A 16,700-nucleotide genomic window follows, 5' to 3' on the forward strand; every position below is an offset into this window, starting at 1 on the left:
CATGCACGAGGCCGGTGCCACCGTTGTCGCCGCCCAGCTCCTCGCACTCTTCGCGGATCCGGTCCTCCATCGTGCGCGGCTGACTCACGGACGGGAACCCTTTCCCGGCGCACTCCACGCGTTCCGTTTCGTCCAGAACCGCTTCCCGGAAGGGGTGCTCGGCAAGCTGTCCGTCGAGGAGCGCCGGCGATTGCGCGAGGCGGCAGTCTTCTTCATCCGGCAGGTCTGCCTCTGGGAAGACGCGACGCACTACCAGGTACTGGGTGTTTCGCCCCAAGCGCAGCGCCAGTCCATCAAGGAGCACTACCAGGCCCTGATGGCGCTGCTGCATCCGGACCGGCAGGATGCGGGCTCCGAGAAATGGCCATCGAATGCGGCGCCGCGAGTCAACCAGGCGTACGCAGTCCTGTCCGACGACTCCCTTCGCCGCGAGTACGACACCGGGCTTGGCAAGGTTGCGGGCGCCCACAGGGGGCCTGCGGGCATCGAGCCGCAACCGGTGGCTGCCTCGGTACGTGGCGCGGCCCGCGGAAAGGGTTCTGCGTCCCGCACGACGCGCACCCGAGGCATCCTGATCGGCACGGCCGCGGTGGCGAGCCTTTTCTTCCTCAATGCATGGTGGGCGAACGACCTCCCGGACGAGTCCTCGACGCTGCAACGGGCAACCCCGGTCGGGGCCTCGTCGCGATGGATGCATGACACGCTCTCGCCCAGCCAGCGCCCGCGATTCATCGGGTCCGGCGAGCGGTTGAGCCCTGCCCTGCTGGTCGCGGAAGACCCTGCAAAACAGGGGGCGCCGGCCAGTCGAACGCAGATCGATTCGTCGCTGATCCCGGACTGGTGGACACGGCTGACTTCCCCCCAGGAGGCGAGGCCGGAACCCGCGCGCGTGGCCGAGGCGCGGTCCGAACTGGTTCGCATCGCCCAGGTGAAGCCGGAGGCAACCAGCGTCGCCGAGGTGTCGATCGAACCCCGGGAGGATGCGAGTGCGGCCCAGCCGAAGGAGCCGATTCGCATCTCGTCCACCAGCAAGCCAATGAAAGTCGCGCAAGCCTCCTCGATGACGGAAGCCAACGTCGGGGATCTCGAGTTGCTCGTGACCAACCTGGTTTCCCATTACGAGTCGGGCGACCTCGATCGCCTGCTCGGGCTGTTCGATTCCGGGACGGTCGGCGTCGTCGAGGCCATGAACCTGCGCAGGGATTTCGACGAGTTCTTCCGCGCCACCCGGGAGCGCAGCCTCCTCCTGCAGTCGATTTCGTGGGATGCCGCGAACCCGGCGACGAGGGCGCGCGGGCAGGCGCTCCTTCGGGCTTCGTACATCGATCGGGCAGAGCGGATCGAGCGCGTCGTGGGGCTTGATCTGACCATCGCGTGGCGTGACGGCCGCCCCCGGATCACGCGCCTCTCCCTCTTCCCGCACGAGTAGGCGGGCGAATGGATTCCGCCGCCACGGTGACACGCGCGGGGATCATCGCCGTCTCCCTGCTGCTCGTGTGGCGGATCATCCAGGTGAATGCCGTTTCTTTCGAGGAATCCGGAAGCGCGCGATTGCCTGGATTGCCCGCGGCAACCGTGGCATCCGCTGAAGAGCGACATCTTCAGGAGAGGTCCGCGCTGCAGCGCATCCTTGGGGATAACCCCGCCGAGGTTGCCGCGCTGCTGATGCTCGCGACGGAATTCGAGGCCACGGGCGACAAGGCCCGCGCCACGGGGGCGTACCGTGCCGCGCTGGATCTTGCGCCGCTGGACCGGCGGGTGCTCACGCAGGCGGCGCTGCATTTCCTGCGCAGCGACGATTCCCGGGGCATTGAGATCCTTGCGCGACTCGTCGAGCAATATCCCGTGTCGCGCCCCCGAGCGTATCCGTTGATGGCGAGCGACCTGGCCGCAGGCCGCCACCAGGCTGCATGGGCCGGGATCGTCGCGCGCAATCCGGCGTGGCTGGGATCGTTCGTCGCCGATTCGTGCGCCCGCGGAATCGACCCGGCCGTGCTCGTGCCGCTGCTGCTCCGCAGGCCGGTGACCCAGGGTGCCATCGCGGCGGAAGCGGCGTGCGTGATCGACCGGCTTCGTGCGGACGACCGGTGGGAAGAGGCCTACCAGCTCTGGCTCAACCTGCTGCCGCGCGAAAGGCTCGCGAACGTGGGGTTCGTCTTCAACGGCAGCTTCGAGTTCGCCGCCAGCGGCATCGGCTTCGACTGGATGCTCCAGCAACGTCCGGAAAAGGAAACGGGGCACGTCGCCGAAGTGCTTCAGGCGCCGAATGCGGAGGGCAGGCGGGCCGTTCGCATCGCCTACAACGGCAAGCGGCAATCCGGAATTCCCGTGCAACAGTTTCTCGCTCTTCCGGCCGGCGACTATGAGTTGACGGGCCTCGTGCGGACGGAAGGAATCAAGTCGGTGCGTGGCATACACTGGACGCTGCGCTGTGTCGAGGCAGCGAAGCCTCTCGCGATCGTCGCGCGATCGGAACGATTCCTGGGGTCGGGCGAATGGCGGCCGTTTTCGATGGACTTGAACGTCGGCGATTCGTGCCGCGGCCAGGTTCTGCAACTGGAGCCGGCGGACGAAGGCGCGGTCGCTTTCGTCTCCGGGGTGGCCTGGTTCGACGATTTCAGGGTCCGGCGGCGGTGAGCGTTGATTTGACCCGCGTCGGGGCGGCAAATACCATGGCATTGTTCGTACGTGGCGAAGTCTCGGGAGGTGCAACGTGAAACCTGGATCGATCGTGAAATGTGTCGCGCAGGCGGTCGTCCTGGCCTTTGCCGTCAACGCCGCATCCTTTGCACAACAGGGCGGCCGTGCAGCGCCTCCCGCGCCGAAGGCCGTGGCACGCCTCGCGAACGTCGAAGGCAATGTGCTTTCGAGCAACCCCTCGGGGCTTTCCGCGGGCAGCAAGGGGCTCGTCCTGTTCGAAGGCCAGCGGGTGATCACGGCGACGAAGAGCAAGGCCGTGGTGGAATTTGACGACGGGTGCGTGATTACGCTGGAACCGAATCAGCGGTACGTGGTCGATTCCAGCCGTCCCTGCAACATGCGTTTTGCCCAGGTGCAATCGACCCTGCCCCAGCCGACCGTCGCCTCGACGCCACCGGCCGACGGTCTCGCGAATGCCGCGCTGTCGGGCAGCCTGGACGGGCAGATTGGCGCCCTGGCGGTTGGCGTGCTCGGAGTCATCGCGTACGACAGGATGCGACGGGACGAGACCGTCAGCCCGAACTGAACCTGTCTCACGTCCACCCCATGGAAAATGGCGCTTCGGAGCCGATCGGCCCCGCGCCTTTCCTCCTGCTCTGCTTCCTGCTGGTCTTCGCGCCGCTCTTCCTGGGCGGCAATCGCCCGCTGCCGTTGCTGGCGCTCGAGCTGGCCGGCGTCGCGGGCCTCGCGTCGATCGCATGGCAGCGTCGGATGCGGCCTGCGGTCGTCGCCCTCCCCGCACCTTTGCGATGGGGGTTGGGAATCCTTCTCGTGATTCCGCTGCTGCAGCTCGTCCCGCTGCCGGCGGTGATGTGGTCGCAATTGCCGGGACACGCGCCTTTCGTCCGGGCACTCGAGTTCGCGGGGGAATCGGCACTGGCCGCCATGCGGCCGATCAGCATTCACGCGCGCGCCACCGAATATTCCTGGCTCGTGGCCCTTCCGTGCCTCGCGGCCTTCCTGCTCACCCTGGCGCAGCCGCGGCGAAACGTTCGCACGCTCCTGGCAGTCTTCGTGGTGGTTGCCGTTGGCGAGGCGCTGCTGGGCATCGTGCAGTTGGGCGCGGCCGCGGGTTCGCCTCTTTATCTGGGCAATACCCATGGCGGCGGCGCCTCCACCGGAACCTACGTCAACAGGAACCACTTCGCCGCCCTGATGGCCATGGCGCTGCCGACGGCCCTGGTGCTGTGGTTCCTCGAGACGCGGCCCACGGGAAACGGGGATCTGCTTCCGCATCCCGGGCGTGCGGACAGGAGGCTCGCGACGCAGATCTTCCTGTCGATTCCGGTGCTGCTCCTGCTCGTGGCGCTGCTTTTCTCGCTTTCCCGTGGGGGCATCGGCGCCGGCTTCCTCGTGTTTTCTCTTGCGAGCGTGACGCTCGTCCGGCGGTCGATGTCGCCTTTGGCGAAGTTGGCTTTCGGGGCCATCGGCCTGGGTGCTCTCGCGCTGGCCATCTATATCGGGCTCACGCCCGTGCTCGAGCGCTTTGCGCCGGACCAGTTGTCGTTCGGCTATGAGGGGCGCGTGCAGATTGCGGCGGCGGCTGTCCGCGCGGCGCTGGACTTCCTTCCGTTCGGCAGCGGGCTCGGGACTTTCGCGGATGCGTTTCCGCGCTACCAGGTCGAGGGGCTGCCGGGCTTCGTGGACCATGCCCACAACGACTATGCGGAGCTGTTCCTCGAGCTGGGGGTCTTTGGCGTAGCCGTCATCGCGCTGCTCGGGGCCGCCTACCTCATGCGTTGGGCGGAGCTGTTGCGCGCCGGGCGGGCGGGCGGCTCACGCAGCCTGCATCGCCTGCAGCTTGCCGCGGGCCTCGGCATGCTGGCGATGATCGTGCACGGCCTCGTGGATTTCAACTTCCACATCCCGGCCAACGCGATCTACTTCTCGTTTCTCGCCGGCATCTTCCACTTCAAGTAACCCTGTAACAATGGGGTCAGGTTCGCGAACCTGACCCCATTGTTACAAGCCTTCGGCGTACTGCTGGTAGGTGGCGGTGATGCCGTCGCGCAGGGTGATGCGGTGGCGCCAACCGAGCGCCTGCAGGCGATCGACGCTGAGGAGTTTGCGCGGCGTGCCGTCGGGCTTGCTGCGGTCCCAGGCGAACTCGCCCTTGAAGCCCACGACGGACTTCACCAGGTCGGCCAGCTCCGCAATCGTCTGGTCCTCGCCTGTTCCGATGTTGAAGAGGGGGAAGCCGGGGCTGCCGACGGCAACCTTGCCGAACTGGTCATCCGGCATCTCCATGAGGAAGACGCAGGCCTCGGCCATGTCGTCGCTGTGCAGGAACTCGCGGCGCGGGCTGCGGGTGCCCCAGAGAACGACTTCCTTCGCTTCGGCCACCTTCGCCTCGTGGCATTTGCGGATGAGCGCGGGCAGCACGTGCGAGGTGTCCAGGTCGTAGTTGTCCCCCGGGCCGTAGAGGTTGGTGGGCATCACCGAGAGGTACTTCGTGCCGTACTGGCGTTTGTAGGAGGCGCACATTTCTATGCCGGCGATCTTGGCCAGGGCATAGGCGCGGTTCGTGGTCTCCAGCGGGCTCGTGAGGAGGTACTCCTCCTTGATGGGCTGCGGGCAGTCGCGCGGATACACGCAGCTCGAGCCCAGGAAGAGAAGGCGCTTCACCCCGTGGCGCCAGCTCTCGTGGATCACGTTGGTCTGCAGGGCCAGGTTCTCGTGGATGAACTCGGCGGGCTGGTCGCGGTTGGCGAGAATGCCGCCCACCTTGGCCGCGGCGAGCATCACGTGCTCGGGCTTCTCCTCGTCGAAGAACCTGCGCACGGCGGCCAGGTCGGCCAGGTCCAGCTCGGCGTGGGTGCGGGTGATGAGGTTCGTGTAGCCGCGGCGCTGGAGCGCTCGGATCAAGGCGGAACCGACCAGGCCTCGGTGGCCGGCGACGAAAATGCGGGATTGCCTATGCATGAGCGGCGGCGCAAAACCAACCGGGTTCATGGACCCGGTTCATTCTCATTTCGCGTGATGCCCGTACGTTTTGCCGTATCCCTTGTAGCCGTACTTCTTGTAGCCCTTGTAGCTGCGATAGCCGCTGTACTCGCCGTAGTAGCGCTCGGCCCGCTCGAGGTCGAGTTGATTGAGCACCACGCCAAGGATGGGCGCATCCACCCGCCGCAGCCGCTTCAACCCGTTCTGCGCCACCTGGTACGGGGTGGAATCGGCCTTCACCACGTAGATCACCGCCGAGGCGTAGTTGGAGAGCACCAGCGAGTCGGAGACCAGCTGCAACGGGGCGGAATCGAAGATCACGATGTCGAACGCCTCCCGCAGCTTCATCACCACGTCATCGAAGCGCTTCGAGGAGAGCAGCTCCAGCGGGTTGGGCGGCACCGTCCCGGCCGGCAGCACGAAGATGCCCGCCTTCTCGTGATTGAACACGCACTGGCTGATCTGCGCCTGCCCGGCCACCAGGTCCGCCAGCCCCGGCGCCTTGGGGTCGCGCCCGATCAGCCGCGCGATCTTGGGCCGGCGCATGTCCGCGTCCACCAGTAGCACCTTCTTCACCTGCCCCAGCGCACAGGCCAGGTTGTAGGAAACCGTCGTCTTGCCCTCCTCCGGCACGGAGGAAGTCACCACCACCATCTTGTGCACGTCATCGAGCGCCGACATGAGCACGCTCGTGCGGATCGTCCTCACCGCCTCCGAGAACGCCGACTGCGAGTCGTTGAAGAAGGCGAGCTCGGAAATGAACCCCTTCTTCCCCGAAATCCCCTTGATCAGCTGCAGCACCCCCAGCGCCGGCACCCCCAGGCGCTGCTCCACGCCCGTGGTGGAGTTGAGCGTGTTGTTCAGCCGGTCCAGAAGCAGCGCAAGCATGGCCGCCAGCACCAGCGCCACCGCCGAAGCGATGCCCACGATCTGCCTCTTCTTGGGCGCGTAGGCCTCATTGGGAACGGTCGCCGGATCAACCACGCGGGCGATGGTGGACTGCAGGTCCCCCGCCGTGCTCGTCTCCTTCAAGCGCCCCACGAACATGTCGTAGAGGTTGCGGTTCTGCAGCGCCTCGCGCTCCAGGATCCCGAGCTGGAATTCCTTGCGGTTGAGCCCCTGGATGTCGCCCTTGCTCTGGCTCAAAGCGCGCTCCACCGCCGATTCGTTCACCTTCGCCACTTCATACTCGCGCCCAATGCCGGCGACCACGCTTTCCACCTGACGGCGCGTGTTCTCGCGCGCGGATTCCACTTCGGCCCGTGCCTTGAGCATCGCCGGGTGCTCGGGGCCGTAGCGCTTGGCCGCCTCACCCAGCCGGCGCTCGGCATCGCCTTCCTGTTCCTTCAGCTTCTGCACCAGTGGGTGGCGCAGCACCGCCGGAATCGTCTCGTAGCTGGACTTGGACTTGCCGGAGCTGATCTGCTGCACCAGGGTGTTGGCCGCTTCTGCTTCCGCCCGCTTGGCGCGCGCTTCGACCAGGCTTCGCGTCAACTCCTCCAACTGCTTGGAGGCCCCGGACATGGCGAGGCCCTTCGCATCCACAATGCGCTCGCGGTCCCGATATTCCTGAAGGTTGCGCTCGGACGCGTCCACCTTGCCGCGCAGTTCTCCCATGCGCGAGCGCAGCCATTCCGTCGCCTTCTGCGTCATCGCGATGCGGGCATCGAGATCGCTCTCGATGAAAAGTTCCGCCATCGCATTCGGCACAGTGGCAGCAAGCTCGCGATCGTGGGCCGTGAAGCTTATCTGCGCAAGCTGGCTATTGCGAACGAGTTGAATCTGGACATCGTTCTTGAACTTTTTCACCACGCCCTTGAGGATGGCGTCCTCGGTCAGCGGCGTGGCATCGTCCATGAAGAGCCCGAGAAACTTCGCCTTCATCCCCGGCTCCGCCTGCCTTGGATCGTAATCCGGGTGGGAAGTGAGCTTGAGCTTGACGATGGTCTTGCGTGCCAGCTCGTCGCTCTTCAGGATCTCCACCTGCGTCTGGTAATACTCGCGCTGGATCAGGCCCTGGTTGTAGACCTCCTCGATGGAGACGACCTTGTTCTTGCCCTGCTCGATGAGGAGGACCGCCGTACCGCGATAGGAGGGGCGGATCGCGAACACGACCAGCGTGGCCAGGATCGCAACCAGGAGCGTGAGCCCCAGGATGCTCCAGCGCCGCTTGGCGATCGCACGCCAGTACTCGACGATGTCCAGCGTTTCCGCCTGCGGGGCAGCATCGGGCGCCGCACCAGACTGCAGGCGTTCCTGGAGCGTGAGATCGTTCATCAGAAGAAGCTTTCCTCGACGGTAAGGATGTCACCGGGGTACACGGGCGCGTTCAGGTCCACCTTGCGCGTGGTCTGCGTGGGGTCGTCGTCGCGGATGATGTTCAGCTTGTCTCGCGCCGCCCGCTCCTTGAAGCCGCCGGCAATCGAAATGGCCTTCCTCACCGTCAAGCCTGCGCTGAACGGGTACCCGCCGGGCTTCTCCACGTGGCCGTTCACGAAGAAGTTGCGGTACTCATCGATCATCACCGTCACCTGGGGGTCGAGCAGGTAGCGGCCCTTCAGGCCCTTGGTGATCAATTCCTCCAGCGCCCCCACCGTCATGCCCTTCACCCGGATCTCGCCCAGGATCGGAAAGGAGATGGTGCCGGCGTCCGACAAGCGGACCTTCTCGCGCTTGAGGTCGTCCTCCCCCACCACGCGGACGGTGACCAGGTCACCGGCACCCAGCTTGTAGGAGGAGAGTTCGGACTGCGCCTGGACGGACAGGGCCCCGGAAAGCAGGAGCAGGACAGCGAAGAAAATGCGGGGCATGGGCGCCATGAAGGGTCGTGCGGGTGTCTGGGAATGGGCCCCTCTGCAGGGGGCCTTCGGCAAAAAACCGGGCCTTCAGCAAAAACTCGGGCTCCGGAGCATTTTACCGCCACCGAAGCCCGTTTGCCGCACGGCCGCCCCGAAGAGCGCCCTGCCACCGCCCGTGTTACATGGAGAATGCAGCAGAGAACAGCCAGAGGTTCTTGTCGTAGTCGTAGAAGGCGATGTTGGAATCGCGCTTGGTATAGGTGTACTCGGCCCCGAAGGTTACCCAGCGGCGGAACTTGTAGTCGATCCTGGCCCCGTACACCTCGATGTCGTCGGTGCGCGGGAAGCCCTGGTAGGCGTCCTTCTGCCAGCGCGCATTCACCCCTGTCGTCAGCACGGAGCTCCAGTCATGGTTCCAATTGATGCCCGTGGCATCCGAGAGAATGAAAGTGCCTTGCCCGGTGGAATCGACCGGTGTGCGCGCGCTGTAGACATCGACCTTGGAATAGGTGCGCGGCATCCACGTGATCATCCCTTCCCAGCCCGTGCCCGACCAGCCCGGGTTGGTGGAATCGAAGTCCTTCTTCAATTGGCCAACCTTGAGCGTGCCGCTGGTAGCCGCCGTGGCCTCCCACGTGGCGCCCAGGTAGTAGCGGGATTCGTTGCCGCTGTAGGTGGAAGTCGAATCGAGGTAGTTGATGCTCGAGCCGCGGGCCTCGGCCAGCAGGTACGTCTTGGGCATCACGCGCCAGTAGAAGGCGCCGCCGTAGTCCGTCACATCCTTGTCGCTGGCGTAAGTGGTCTGCTTGTTGTTGAGGTAGCGCTTGTAGGTCTTGCTGCCGAACACCTCGAAGCGGCCCTCTGCCCCCGGGGCCCCGTGCGCGTACATGATGCCCGGGGTGTTCGTGTAGTACTTGTCCGGGCTGCCCTGAAGAAGAATGGTGCGGTCCGTCGAGCCGCGCGGATCGTGCCCGCGTACGTAGTCCCAGTACACGCGCGCAAAGTCACGCTGCGTGAAGGCGTAGTCGTAGGACATGCGCGAGGCCCCGTCGGCATAGTTGTCCGCAGTGGAGTCGCTGTAGCGCCCGTAGTAGGCCAGGAGACTCATGTTGAACACCGACCTCTCGTCGCGCGCGTTCAGGTTCACGCCGCCGCCCGCGATCAGGTAGGGGGAGCTGATCTCGTTCCTGCTGGCCGTCGTGAGGTTCGAATCGTGGCCGTAGGACACGGAGGCAAACGGCGCGGCATAGACCGGCGAGTCACCGAGCTGCACGGCAGCCGGGCCGGAAGTCGATCGTTCCGTGCTGGGGAATTGGTAGGCGGGGCGCACCGGGCCTGTCTGCGCCATGGCACCGCTCCCTGCGGTCAAGAGGGCCGCGGCCAGCGCAATGAATTTCTTGTTCGTCATGGAGTTATGTCTCCCTTAAAGTCCAGACCCGGCAAACACCGGGGTTCAATTCTAAATCCTCTAACGCGCGCTTGCCGTACCACCGCGGGCCGCGGCGTTGATGACGCCCTGCGCGACGCCCGCGTTGAGTGCGGCGGAGAGCCGTACGATGGCACCGAACCCTTTCGATGGCTCCCTCCGGGGCGTGGCCGGGAACCCGCAAGACAACCTGCTTAACTTGTTGATAATTAAATGAGAATATTGAAAATTCCTGGCGGGAAGTGTACGAGTCAATCGGCCCGGGGTCAATAAAGAGTTCCGGCCTGGGCCATGCGATGATCACGACGCCGTTCCGGATACGATCAGGGACCCGTCCCGTTGCTCTTCAATTCGCACGAGTTCGTGCTGGTGTTCCTTCCGCTGGCGTGGGCCATCCACCGCGCCTGCGCGCGCATTTCCCGGCCCGCCACGATCGCGTGGCTGTGCGTGGCCTCGCTCGCGTTCTACGCCTGGTGGGATGTACGCGACCTGGCCTTCCTGCTCGCGTCCATCGCGGCCAACTTCGGTGCGGGGATGGCCCTGCACCGCAGCCGCAGCCGCGCCCTCCTCGGGCTTGCCATCGGCGCGAACATCGCGCTTCTCGCCTGGTTCAAGTGGCACGCGGGAGACGCAGGCGCGCCGAACGGCCCCGTGGGGCTGGTCTCCGGCATCGCGATTCCGCTGGGCGTTTCCTTCTTCACGTTCACCCAGATCGCCTACCTGGCGGACGTCGCGACGGGAAAGACGCGCCCGTCGCGATTCGCGGAATACCTCCTCTTCGTCTCGTGGTTCCCGCACCTGGTCGCCGGCCCTCTCCTGCGGCACGACCGCGTTCTGCCACAGTTCCGCCGCAAAGGGGCCTTCGGAATCGCGCCGGAGGACGTGGCCCGCGGCCTCACGCTCTTTGCGCTGGGTCTCGCCAAGAAGGTCTTCCTCGCGGACGAGGTCGCGCTGCACGCGGCCCCCGCCTTTTCGGCCGCGGCGGCAGGCGTCCCGCTCACGCTGGTGGAAGCCTGGGTGGCCCTGCTCTGCTACTCGTTCCAGATCTACTTCGACTTTTCCGCCTATTCCGACATGGCGCTCGGCCTGTCGAAGATGTTCGGCATCGATCTGCCGCTCAATTTCGATTCGCCCTATCGCGCGGCGAGCCTCGCGGATTTCTGGCGCCGCTGGCACATGTCGCTCTCCTCGTTCCTGCGCGACTACGTCTATGTCCCGCTGGGAGGAAACCGGAACGGACCGTGGGCGACAGGGCGGAACCTCTTCGCGACATTCCTTCTCGGCGGGCTCTGGCACGGCATCGCCTGGACCTTCGTCGCGTGGGGCGTGGCCCACGGCGCGCTGCTGGCGGCGAGCCACTCGCGGCGCGCGCCGCGGCCGTCTTCGCCATCGCAATCGCCAACCCCTGCCAATGCGCCGGCGGCGGGCTGGCGTGCCGCGCCGAAGATCGCCCTGACCTTCCTCCTCGTCACGCTCGCGTGGGTTCCGTTCCGCGCCGACAGCCTTGCGACGGCGAGTTCGCTCTTTGCGAGCCTCTTCGGCGCGAACGGCACCACCCTCCCGCGTTCCTGGGCGCCGTGGGCACCCATGATTCCCTGGGCGGAACTGGGCGTCGCGTTCGAGGGCACGTTCCGGAACGCCACCTTCGACGGCCCGCGCGCGATCGCAACACTCGCCCTTCTGGCACCCATCGTGTGGCTGGCGCCCAACGCGTGCCGGATCACGGGCCTCGGGGCTCCGGCCGAACCGCGCTGGGGATGGCGCCCCACTCGGGGCTGGGCGATCGCCTCGGGCGTGCTGCTCGCGATTTCGGTGCTGCGGCTGGTCCGGCCCAGCGCTTTCCTCTACTTCCAGTTTTGACGCGCCGCCAATCCTCCCGATGGATGCCAATCGCTACCTGCGCACGATGATCGCCACCGCGGCCGTCCTCGTGGCCGCCGTCGCTGCGTTCAACGTCGCGGTGGATCCGCTGGCTGTCTTCGGGGCGCCCCGCATCGAGGGGTTCAATGCGCTGAAGCCGGAAATGCCGGGCCGGGAGCGCGAGTCCAAGCTGAACGCACCCGAGCTCGCCAATGCCCGCGCCCTCGTCCTCGGCACGTCGCGGGCCGCCATCGGCCTCGACCCGGCGGCGCTGGAGCCGGTGATCCCCGGCGCCTACAACCTCGCCTTCGCCGGTCAATCGCTGCACGAGACGCGGCTCGTCCTCGAGGCCCTGGCGCCCGGCCTCGCCGGATCGACGGTCCTGGTGGGGCTCGACTTCTTCGCCGCGAACGCGACCTTCGACCGGGATTCCGCGACGACCGCGAGGACCCTGGCCCAGCCGCGCTTGCGCCGGCTCGCGGACATCGCGCTCTCCCTCGATACGGCGGACGCCAGTCTCGCCACGATCCGTGGGCAGGACGCCGCCGAGGTCGAGGCGCTCGGGCGCGACTATTCGCCGCGCGGGCACCTGCGCCTGAGCACCGCTTACTCGGCACGGCGCGGCGGGGCGAACGCGATGTTCGAGGCGAGCGAGCGCGCGTATGCCTCCGAGTTCTATTTTCCGCCGCCGACGAGGCGATTCTCGTGGAAGGACGGCGAGCGTGACACTCGCGCGGACCTCGAGGTGATCTTCGCGGTCGCGCGAGCGCATCGAATCCGGCTTCTCGCTTTCCTCTCGCCCGCCCACGCGCACCAATGGGAGGTCGTGGAAGCGCTCGGCTTGTGGCCCGAGTTCGAGCAATTCAAGCGCCTCGTCCTCTCGGCGAGCGAGCACGCGGCAGCCGGTGCTCCGTCCTGGCCCGTGCGGGATTTCGCCGGGCACTTCCCGGAAGTCTCCGCTGCGCTGCCACGGGGCAGCGGAGAAACGCTCGCCACCCACTGGGATTCGTCGCACTACCGCGAGGCGCTTGGTAACATGGTCGCCGAATGCGTTGTCCGTGCCACGCCGGAAGCGCCGGGGTCCTTCGGCGCGCGGCTGGAGGCGGCGACGATCGACGAACATCTCGGGCGGCTTCGCGAAATGCGCGCGCAGTGGCAGTCCGCGAACCCAACCGAGCACGAGGCCGTGTCGAGAATCGCGCAGTCATCCCGGCCAGCCAGGGCCACCATCGAACCCAGCGCTGCGGCGCGCGCCGAGCCATGACCTTCTTTCCCGGCGCCGAACGCCACAGCATCACCCACCATCACCTGCTGGGCGTCCTCGGGACCGAGGCGGCGCGGCGCGGCTGGGGGCCGGATCGCGCGATCCGGGTCCTGGACATGGGCTGCGGCTCGGGCAGCATGATGTCGTTCCTGCACGAGGCCGCCGCGAGCCTCGATCCCCCGCTGCGCCTCGAAATCCACGGCTTCGACGTGGCCGACGCGCACGTGCAACGCGAGGACTTCTTCGCCGCGACGCGAGCGCTCCTCGGAGGCCGGCACCCGCAGGTGGACTGGCCGAACCGCCTGCGCCTCGTCGCCTCCGGCGACGACTGGCCCTATGAACCCGGTTCGTTCGACGTCGTGCTGTCCAACCAGGTGATGGAGCATGTGCGCGACCACGACAGGGCCCTGCGCAACATCGCCCGAGTGCTCGCCCCGGGCGGGTTCTCGGCGCACCTCTTCCCGCTCGGCTCGAGCTGGATCGAGTGGCACCTGAAGATACCCTTCGCGCACTGGATCTCCAATGGCGACGTGCTGGAGAGCTACATCCGCTCCGCCTCGTTCCTGGGGATCGGCACTTGGCGCAAGTACTGCCGGGTGGTGGGGCCGGTCCCGCTCGACGAGTTCGCGCGCATGAACCGCGACTTCCTCGCGTTCGAGACGAACTATCTTTCCGAGCGGGATGTCGCGCGCCTTTCCCGGTCCGCCGGACTTCGCTACTCGTTTCGTTACACCGACGACTTCTACGCCAACCGGGCGCGCAAGGCCCTCGGGCTGGCGATGACCTACCGCTTCGCCCCGCGCGGCGCCTTCTGGCATCGCCTGCGAATGGTCGCGCTCAAGCGCGTAAGCTCGATCTGCCTCGTGCTCGAGGGCGACAACACCTACGAGAACCGCGGGTTTCACTTTCCCGGCGAGACGCTTCCGGAGGCGGCCGCGCGCGACCCCGCAGCGCCCGCCCGATGAAGGCTTTTTCCCGCGAGGAAATGACCGGGTTCGCGGCGCTCGGCGGCGCCGGGCTCGTGTCCGCGCTCGCGATCTTCTGGCTCGCCTCGAACCGCGTATCCAGCCTCCCGCCGCATCTCACCGCCTCCGTTCTCCTGGCGATCCAGTGGCACGCGGTCGGGTTCATGCTCGCCAAGTTCGGCATCGACTACGCCGTTTTCACGATCGTGTCGCGTAACCCCGGGGTGGGGTTCCGGGTTCGAAGCGCGCTCGCCTTCCCGATCCTGCCCGCGATCGCGGGGTTCTTCGCGTTCTCGCTTGCGCTCTTCGCACCCGCCGTCGCGGGGCTCCTCGCGGTTGCCGTGTTCCTGGACACCCTCGCCACGATCCTTGCCGCGGAACTCAACGCCCGCCGGCGCTTCGTGGCGTCTGCCGTGGGGAACCTCCTCAACTACCCTCTTTTCACCGCGCTCTGGATCGCCGCTTCGGCACGCAGCACGCCCAGCCTCGAACAGGCAGTCCTGCTATTCGCGATCTCGAGCGCGGTGCGCCTTGCGTGGGTGGCGTGGCGCGCGTCCGTCGGAGAACGGGACTCGAAGCCCTTCGACCTGACGGTCAAGGGCTGGATCGGCGCCCAAGGCGCGCTCAACCACTTCGCATTCCGCTCCGACCAGATCGCGCTCGCGTTGCTGCTTTTCCTCGGCATGGACTGGGTCGCCTCGAATCCCGACCTGAGCGCCTATGTGTTCCTTTCCCGCTTCCCGGAACTCGCCACGGGCATTCTCGTGCTCGCCGGCACGGTGCTTTTTCCCGGGCGTCACCTCGCGCCCGATCCGCTCTCCGGTGACCGGCGCGTTCTCGGTTACTATGGCGCGCTCGCCGTCGCCACCCTGACGCTAGCCGCAGCGGGTGTGGCCGCCGCACTCCCCGTTTTCGTCGGGAAAGCGCCCGCCGCAGCGTGGGTGGTGCCTTTCATCCTGCAGATCCCGCTCGTGCTACTCGCGAACCTCGTGACCTATTCGATGCAGAGCCAGGGCTACCTGCCCGGCCTGCTGCGCAACCTCCTTCTCGGCAACCTCGCCGGGCTGGCTGTCATCGGGGCAGCCGCGTGGAGCCGCTCGCTCGAGGTCGTGGCCTGGGTGATCCCGGCGCAACTCCTCGTGTTCGTGGCGCTGGGGCTGCTCACGGGCTGGGGCGGGCGGATCAGGCTGTTCGAGATCGGCGATGAAAAGTAGGCGGCTTTCGACTCTGCTTTTCATCCCGAGCGCCTACGGTTTCGTGGCGTGGGGCGTAACGCTCCTGCTCTACTCCATGCGATGGATCGACTGGCACCCCAGCGGCGACGAGGCCACGCCGATCTTCGCGGTCGTCATGCTGGCCTTCGCGGCTTCGGCAACCGTCTTCTTCGTCTCCTACTCCCGGGCGGTGAGCGCGGTGGGCACCCTGGCGGCCACGATCGACACGCTGCCCCATGCGGCGCGGCCCTGGCACATTCCGGATGCCGCCTTGTGGTTCCTGCAGCTCGTCGGTCTGTTCGGGCTGGGCATGTACCTGCGCGAGATTCTCGAAATCTTCGAGGGTTTCTCCGGGCTGCTCGCCACGCTCGTCAGCGAAAGCAGCCTCGTCCGCCAGGCGGAGACGGGGCTCGTGGCGATCTACCTGTCCTATTTCGGCTGGATGGCGATTCCGCTCACGATCCTGCGCTGGCGCATCGACGGTCGCCCGCCGCGCCTGCTGCTCGTCGCGACGGCACTGCAGATCGCGGGCAACCTCCTCTACATCGACCGCACGCGGCCGGTCTGGATCATGTTCGTCGCCGTGCTCGTGATCTTCCCCTTCGTCCAGGGCCTTTCCCCGCGACGGCTGGCCTTTCGCGCGCTCACCGTCGCCGCCCTGGCGATCGCTGCCTTCTACGCCATCGGCCTCTGGGTCGGCAAAACGGGGGAAGGCTTCTCCTACTACGGACACGTCGGCGTGAACCCGGACGTGGCGAACCTCTACTACTACCTGACGAGCGGCTTTTCCTACTTCGAGGCCCTGCTCGAGACGGCGCCGGCCCACGACTTCGTCCCCCAGCGCTCGCTCTATCCGCTCTTCAAGATGGGAGCGATGCTCGGCTTCTGGGACGACCCGCCCAGCCAGGTCCTGCCCTTCGTGGAAACGCCGTTTCCCGCCAACGTCGGCACGTTCCTGGAGCCGATGTATTCCGACGGCGGGCTCGCCTTCGTCTGGGTCGGCATCGCCGTGTCGTCGTTCGGGGTGGATTACCTCGCGCTGTGGATGCTGCGCTCGACCAACCCCTACGCCCTCTTCTGCTGGGCGAACCTGTGCTTCGTCTCCTTCATCAGCTTCTTCGTGCCGAAGCTCGTCTCCACGCCGATCTGGCTCTTCCTCTTCATCGCGGCCCTGACGGGGACGTTCCGCGCCCTTCGGCCCCGCCCCGCGCCCTACGGCCTGTCCCCGGACGAGGCGGTCATGGCCAACATCGGTGGCCCCCTGCACCCGGTCCGCGGAGGTGGGGCGGGTGGAACGATTGCGGGGCCACAAGACGGAGTCCCCGAAGCCATTGCGAAGACCCCGAGTGACGACGGCGCCCGCATGAAAGTGCTGCCGGCGGCGGTCGCCGACGCATTCGATGCCTCTGCCGGCATCGAACCCGAGGCGTTCCCCGCGCGCACTGCACCGCGCTCCGGGCAATTTCCGTTCCTGTGATCCAGTTCACAGACTTCCCTTCCTACTTCGGCGCAAGGTGAGAGCCATATAAA

General features: G+C 66.6%; 13 protein-coding genes. 9 read left to right on the forward strand and 4 right to left on the reverse strand.

Features of this window, described 5'->3' with window-relative positions:
* The first annotated feature begins 1 nt into the window (after position 1).
* The 4 genes from IPP91_04935 (at position 2) to IPP91_04950 (ending at position 4,620) form a co-directional block, all read left to right on the forward strand.
* Positions 2–1,429, forward strand: a complete 1,428-nt coding sequence (locus IPP91_04935; protein MBL0141408.1) for a J domain-containing protein — start codon at positions 2–4, stop codon at positions 1,427–1,429.
* Between the two features lie 8 nt (positions 1,430–1,437).
* Entirely contained in the window at positions 1,438–2,637 is a 1,200-nt protein-coding gene (locus tag IPP91_04940) for a hypothetical protein (protein MBL0141409.1), read from the forward strand.
* A 76-nt stretch (positions 2,638–2,713) separates the two neighbouring features.
* On the forward strand, positions 2,714–3,226 hold the full coding sequence (locus IPP91_04945; GenBank protein ID MBL0141410.1) for a hypothetical protein: 513 nt from the start codon (positions 2,714–2,716) through the stop codon (positions 3,224–3,226).
* 20 nt (positions 3,227–3,246) lie between these two features.
* Positions 3,247–4,620 (forward strand): O-antigen ligase family protein, encoded by a 1,374-nt coding sequence (locus tag IPP91_04950; protein ID MBL0141411.1) that lies wholly within the window; start codon positions 3,247–3,249, stop codon positions 4,618–4,620.
* Between the two features lie 42 nt (positions 4,621–4,662).
* Here IPP91_04950 and IPP91_04955 read toward each other — a convergent pair whose 3' ends face one another.
* The 4 genes from IPP91_04955 to IPP91_04970 all read right to left on the reverse strand — a co-directional run bounded on the left by IPP91_04955 (position 4,663) and on the right by IPP91_04970 (position 9,849).
* Positions 4,663–5,622, reverse strand: coding sequence for a GDP-L-fucose synthase (locus tag IPP91_04955; GenBank protein ID MBL0141412.1), 960 nt, complete (start codon positions 5,620–5,622; stop codon positions 4,663–4,665).
* A 45-nt stretch (positions 5,623–5,667) separates the two neighbouring features.
* Positions 5,668–7,920, reverse strand: coding sequence for a polysaccharide biosynthesis tyrosine autokinase (locus IPP91_04960; GenBank protein MBL0141413.1), 2,253 nt, complete (start codon positions 7,918–7,920; stop codon positions 5,668–5,670).
* A complete protein-coding gene (locus IPP91_04965) occupies positions 7,920–8,453 on the reverse strand; it encodes a polysaccharide export protein (protein ID MBL0141414.1) in 534 nt (177 codons plus the stop codon). Before IPP91_04965 ends, IPP91_04960 begins: the two co-directional genes overlap by 1 nt.
* 166 nt (positions 8,454–8,619) lie before the next feature.
* Complete coding sequence (locus IPP91_04970; protein MBL0141415.1) at positions 8,620–9,849, reverse strand: outer membrane beta-barrel protein; 1,230 nt, start codon at positions 9,847–9,849, stop codon at positions 8,620–8,622.
* A gap of 357 nt (positions 9,850–10,206) precedes the next feature.
* Between IPP91_04970 and IPP91_04975 the strand changes: the two genes are divergently transcribed.
* Genes IPP91_04975 through IPP91_04995 form a run of 5 tightly spaced genes read left to right on the forward strand, consistent with a single transcriptional unit; the run spans position 10,207 to position 16,647 of the window.
* Positions 10,207–11,727, forward strand: a complete 1,521-nt coding sequence (locus tag IPP91_04975; protein ID MBL0141416.1) for an MBOAT family protein — start codon at positions 10,207–10,209, stop codon at positions 11,725–11,727.
* Between the two features lie 19 nt (positions 11,728–11,746).
* Positions 11,747–12,991, forward strand: a complete 1,245-nt coding sequence (locus tag IPP91_04980; GenBank protein MBL0141417.1) for a hypothetical protein — start codon at positions 11,747–11,749, stop codon at positions 12,989–12,991.
* Positions 12,988–13,956, forward strand: a complete 969-nt coding sequence (locus IPP91_04985; GenBank protein ID MBL0141418.1) for a class I SAM-dependent methyltransferase — start codon at positions 12,988–12,990, stop codon at positions 13,954–13,956. The genes IPP91_04980 and IPP91_04985 overlap by 4 nt, the downstream gene beginning before the upstream one ends.
* Entirely contained in the window at positions 13,953–15,170 is a 1,218-nt protein-coding gene (locus IPP91_04990) for a hypothetical protein (protein ID MBL0141419.1), read from the forward strand. Before IPP91_04985 ends, IPP91_04990 begins: the two co-directional genes overlap by 4 nt.
* Positions 15,160–16,647 carry an oligosaccharide repeat unit polymerase gene (locus IPP91_04995; GenBank protein MBL0141420.1) on the forward strand — a complete coding sequence of 496 codons (1,488 nt, stop codon included), beginning with the start codon at positions 15,160–15,162 and terminating at the stop codon, positions 16,645–16,647. The genes IPP91_04990 and IPP91_04995 overlap by 11 nt, the downstream gene beginning before the upstream one ends.
* Positions 16,648–16,700 lie beyond the last annotated feature (53 nt).

It is taken from the genome of Betaproteobacteria bacterium, from assembly GCA_016720855.1.
In the GTDB taxonomy this organism is placed as follows: domain Bacteria; phylum Pseudomonadota; class Gammaproteobacteria; order Burkholderiales; family Usitatibacteraceae; genus FEB-7.

Bases quoted from the DNA above. Each gene is read 5' to 3' on its own strand.
- IPP91_04935 (MBL0141408.1), top strand. From the start codon at position 2: ATGCACGAGGCCGGTGCCACCGTTGTCGCCGCCCAGCTCCTCGCACTC.
- IPP91_04970 (MBL0141415.1), bottom strand. From the start codon at position 9,849: ATGACGAACAAGAAATTCATTGCGCTGGCCGCGGCCCTCTTGACCGCA.
- IPP91_04960 (MBL0141413.1), bottom strand. From the start codon at position 7,920: ATGAACGATCTCACGCTCCAGGAACGCCTGCAGTCTGGTGCGGCGCCC.
- IPP91_04985 (MBL0141418.1), top strand. From the start codon at position 12,988: ATGACCTTCTTTCCCGGCGCCGAACGCCACAGCATCACCCACCATCAC.
- IPP91_04990 (MBL0141419.1), top strand. From the start codon at position 13,953: ATGAAGGCTTTTTCCCGCGAGGAAATGACCGGGTTCGCGGCGCTCGGC.
- IPP91_04995 (MBL0141420.1), top strand. From the start codon at position 15,160: ATGAAAAGTAGGCGGCTTTCGACTCTGCTTTTCATCCCGAGCGCCTAC.
- IPP91_04955 (MBL0141412.1), bottom strand. From the start codon at position 5,622: ATGCATAGGCAATCCCGCATTTTCGTCGCCGGCCACCGAGGCCTGGTC.
- IPP91_04950 (MBL0141411.1), top strand. From the start codon at position 3,247: ATGGAAAATGGCGCTTCGGAGCCGATCGGCCCCGCGCCTTTCCTCCTG.
- IPP91_04980 (MBL0141417.1), top strand. From the start codon at position 11,747: ATGGATGCCAATCGCTACCTGCGCACGATGATCGCCACCGCGGCCGTC.
- IPP91_04965 (MBL0141414.1), bottom strand. From the start codon at position 8,453: ATGCCCCGCATTTTCTTCGCTGTCCTGCTCCTGCTTTCCGGGGCCCTG.
- IPP91_04940 (MBL0141409.1), top strand. From the start codon at position 1,438: ATGGATTCCGCCGCCACGGTGACACGCGCGGGGATCATCGCCGTCTCC.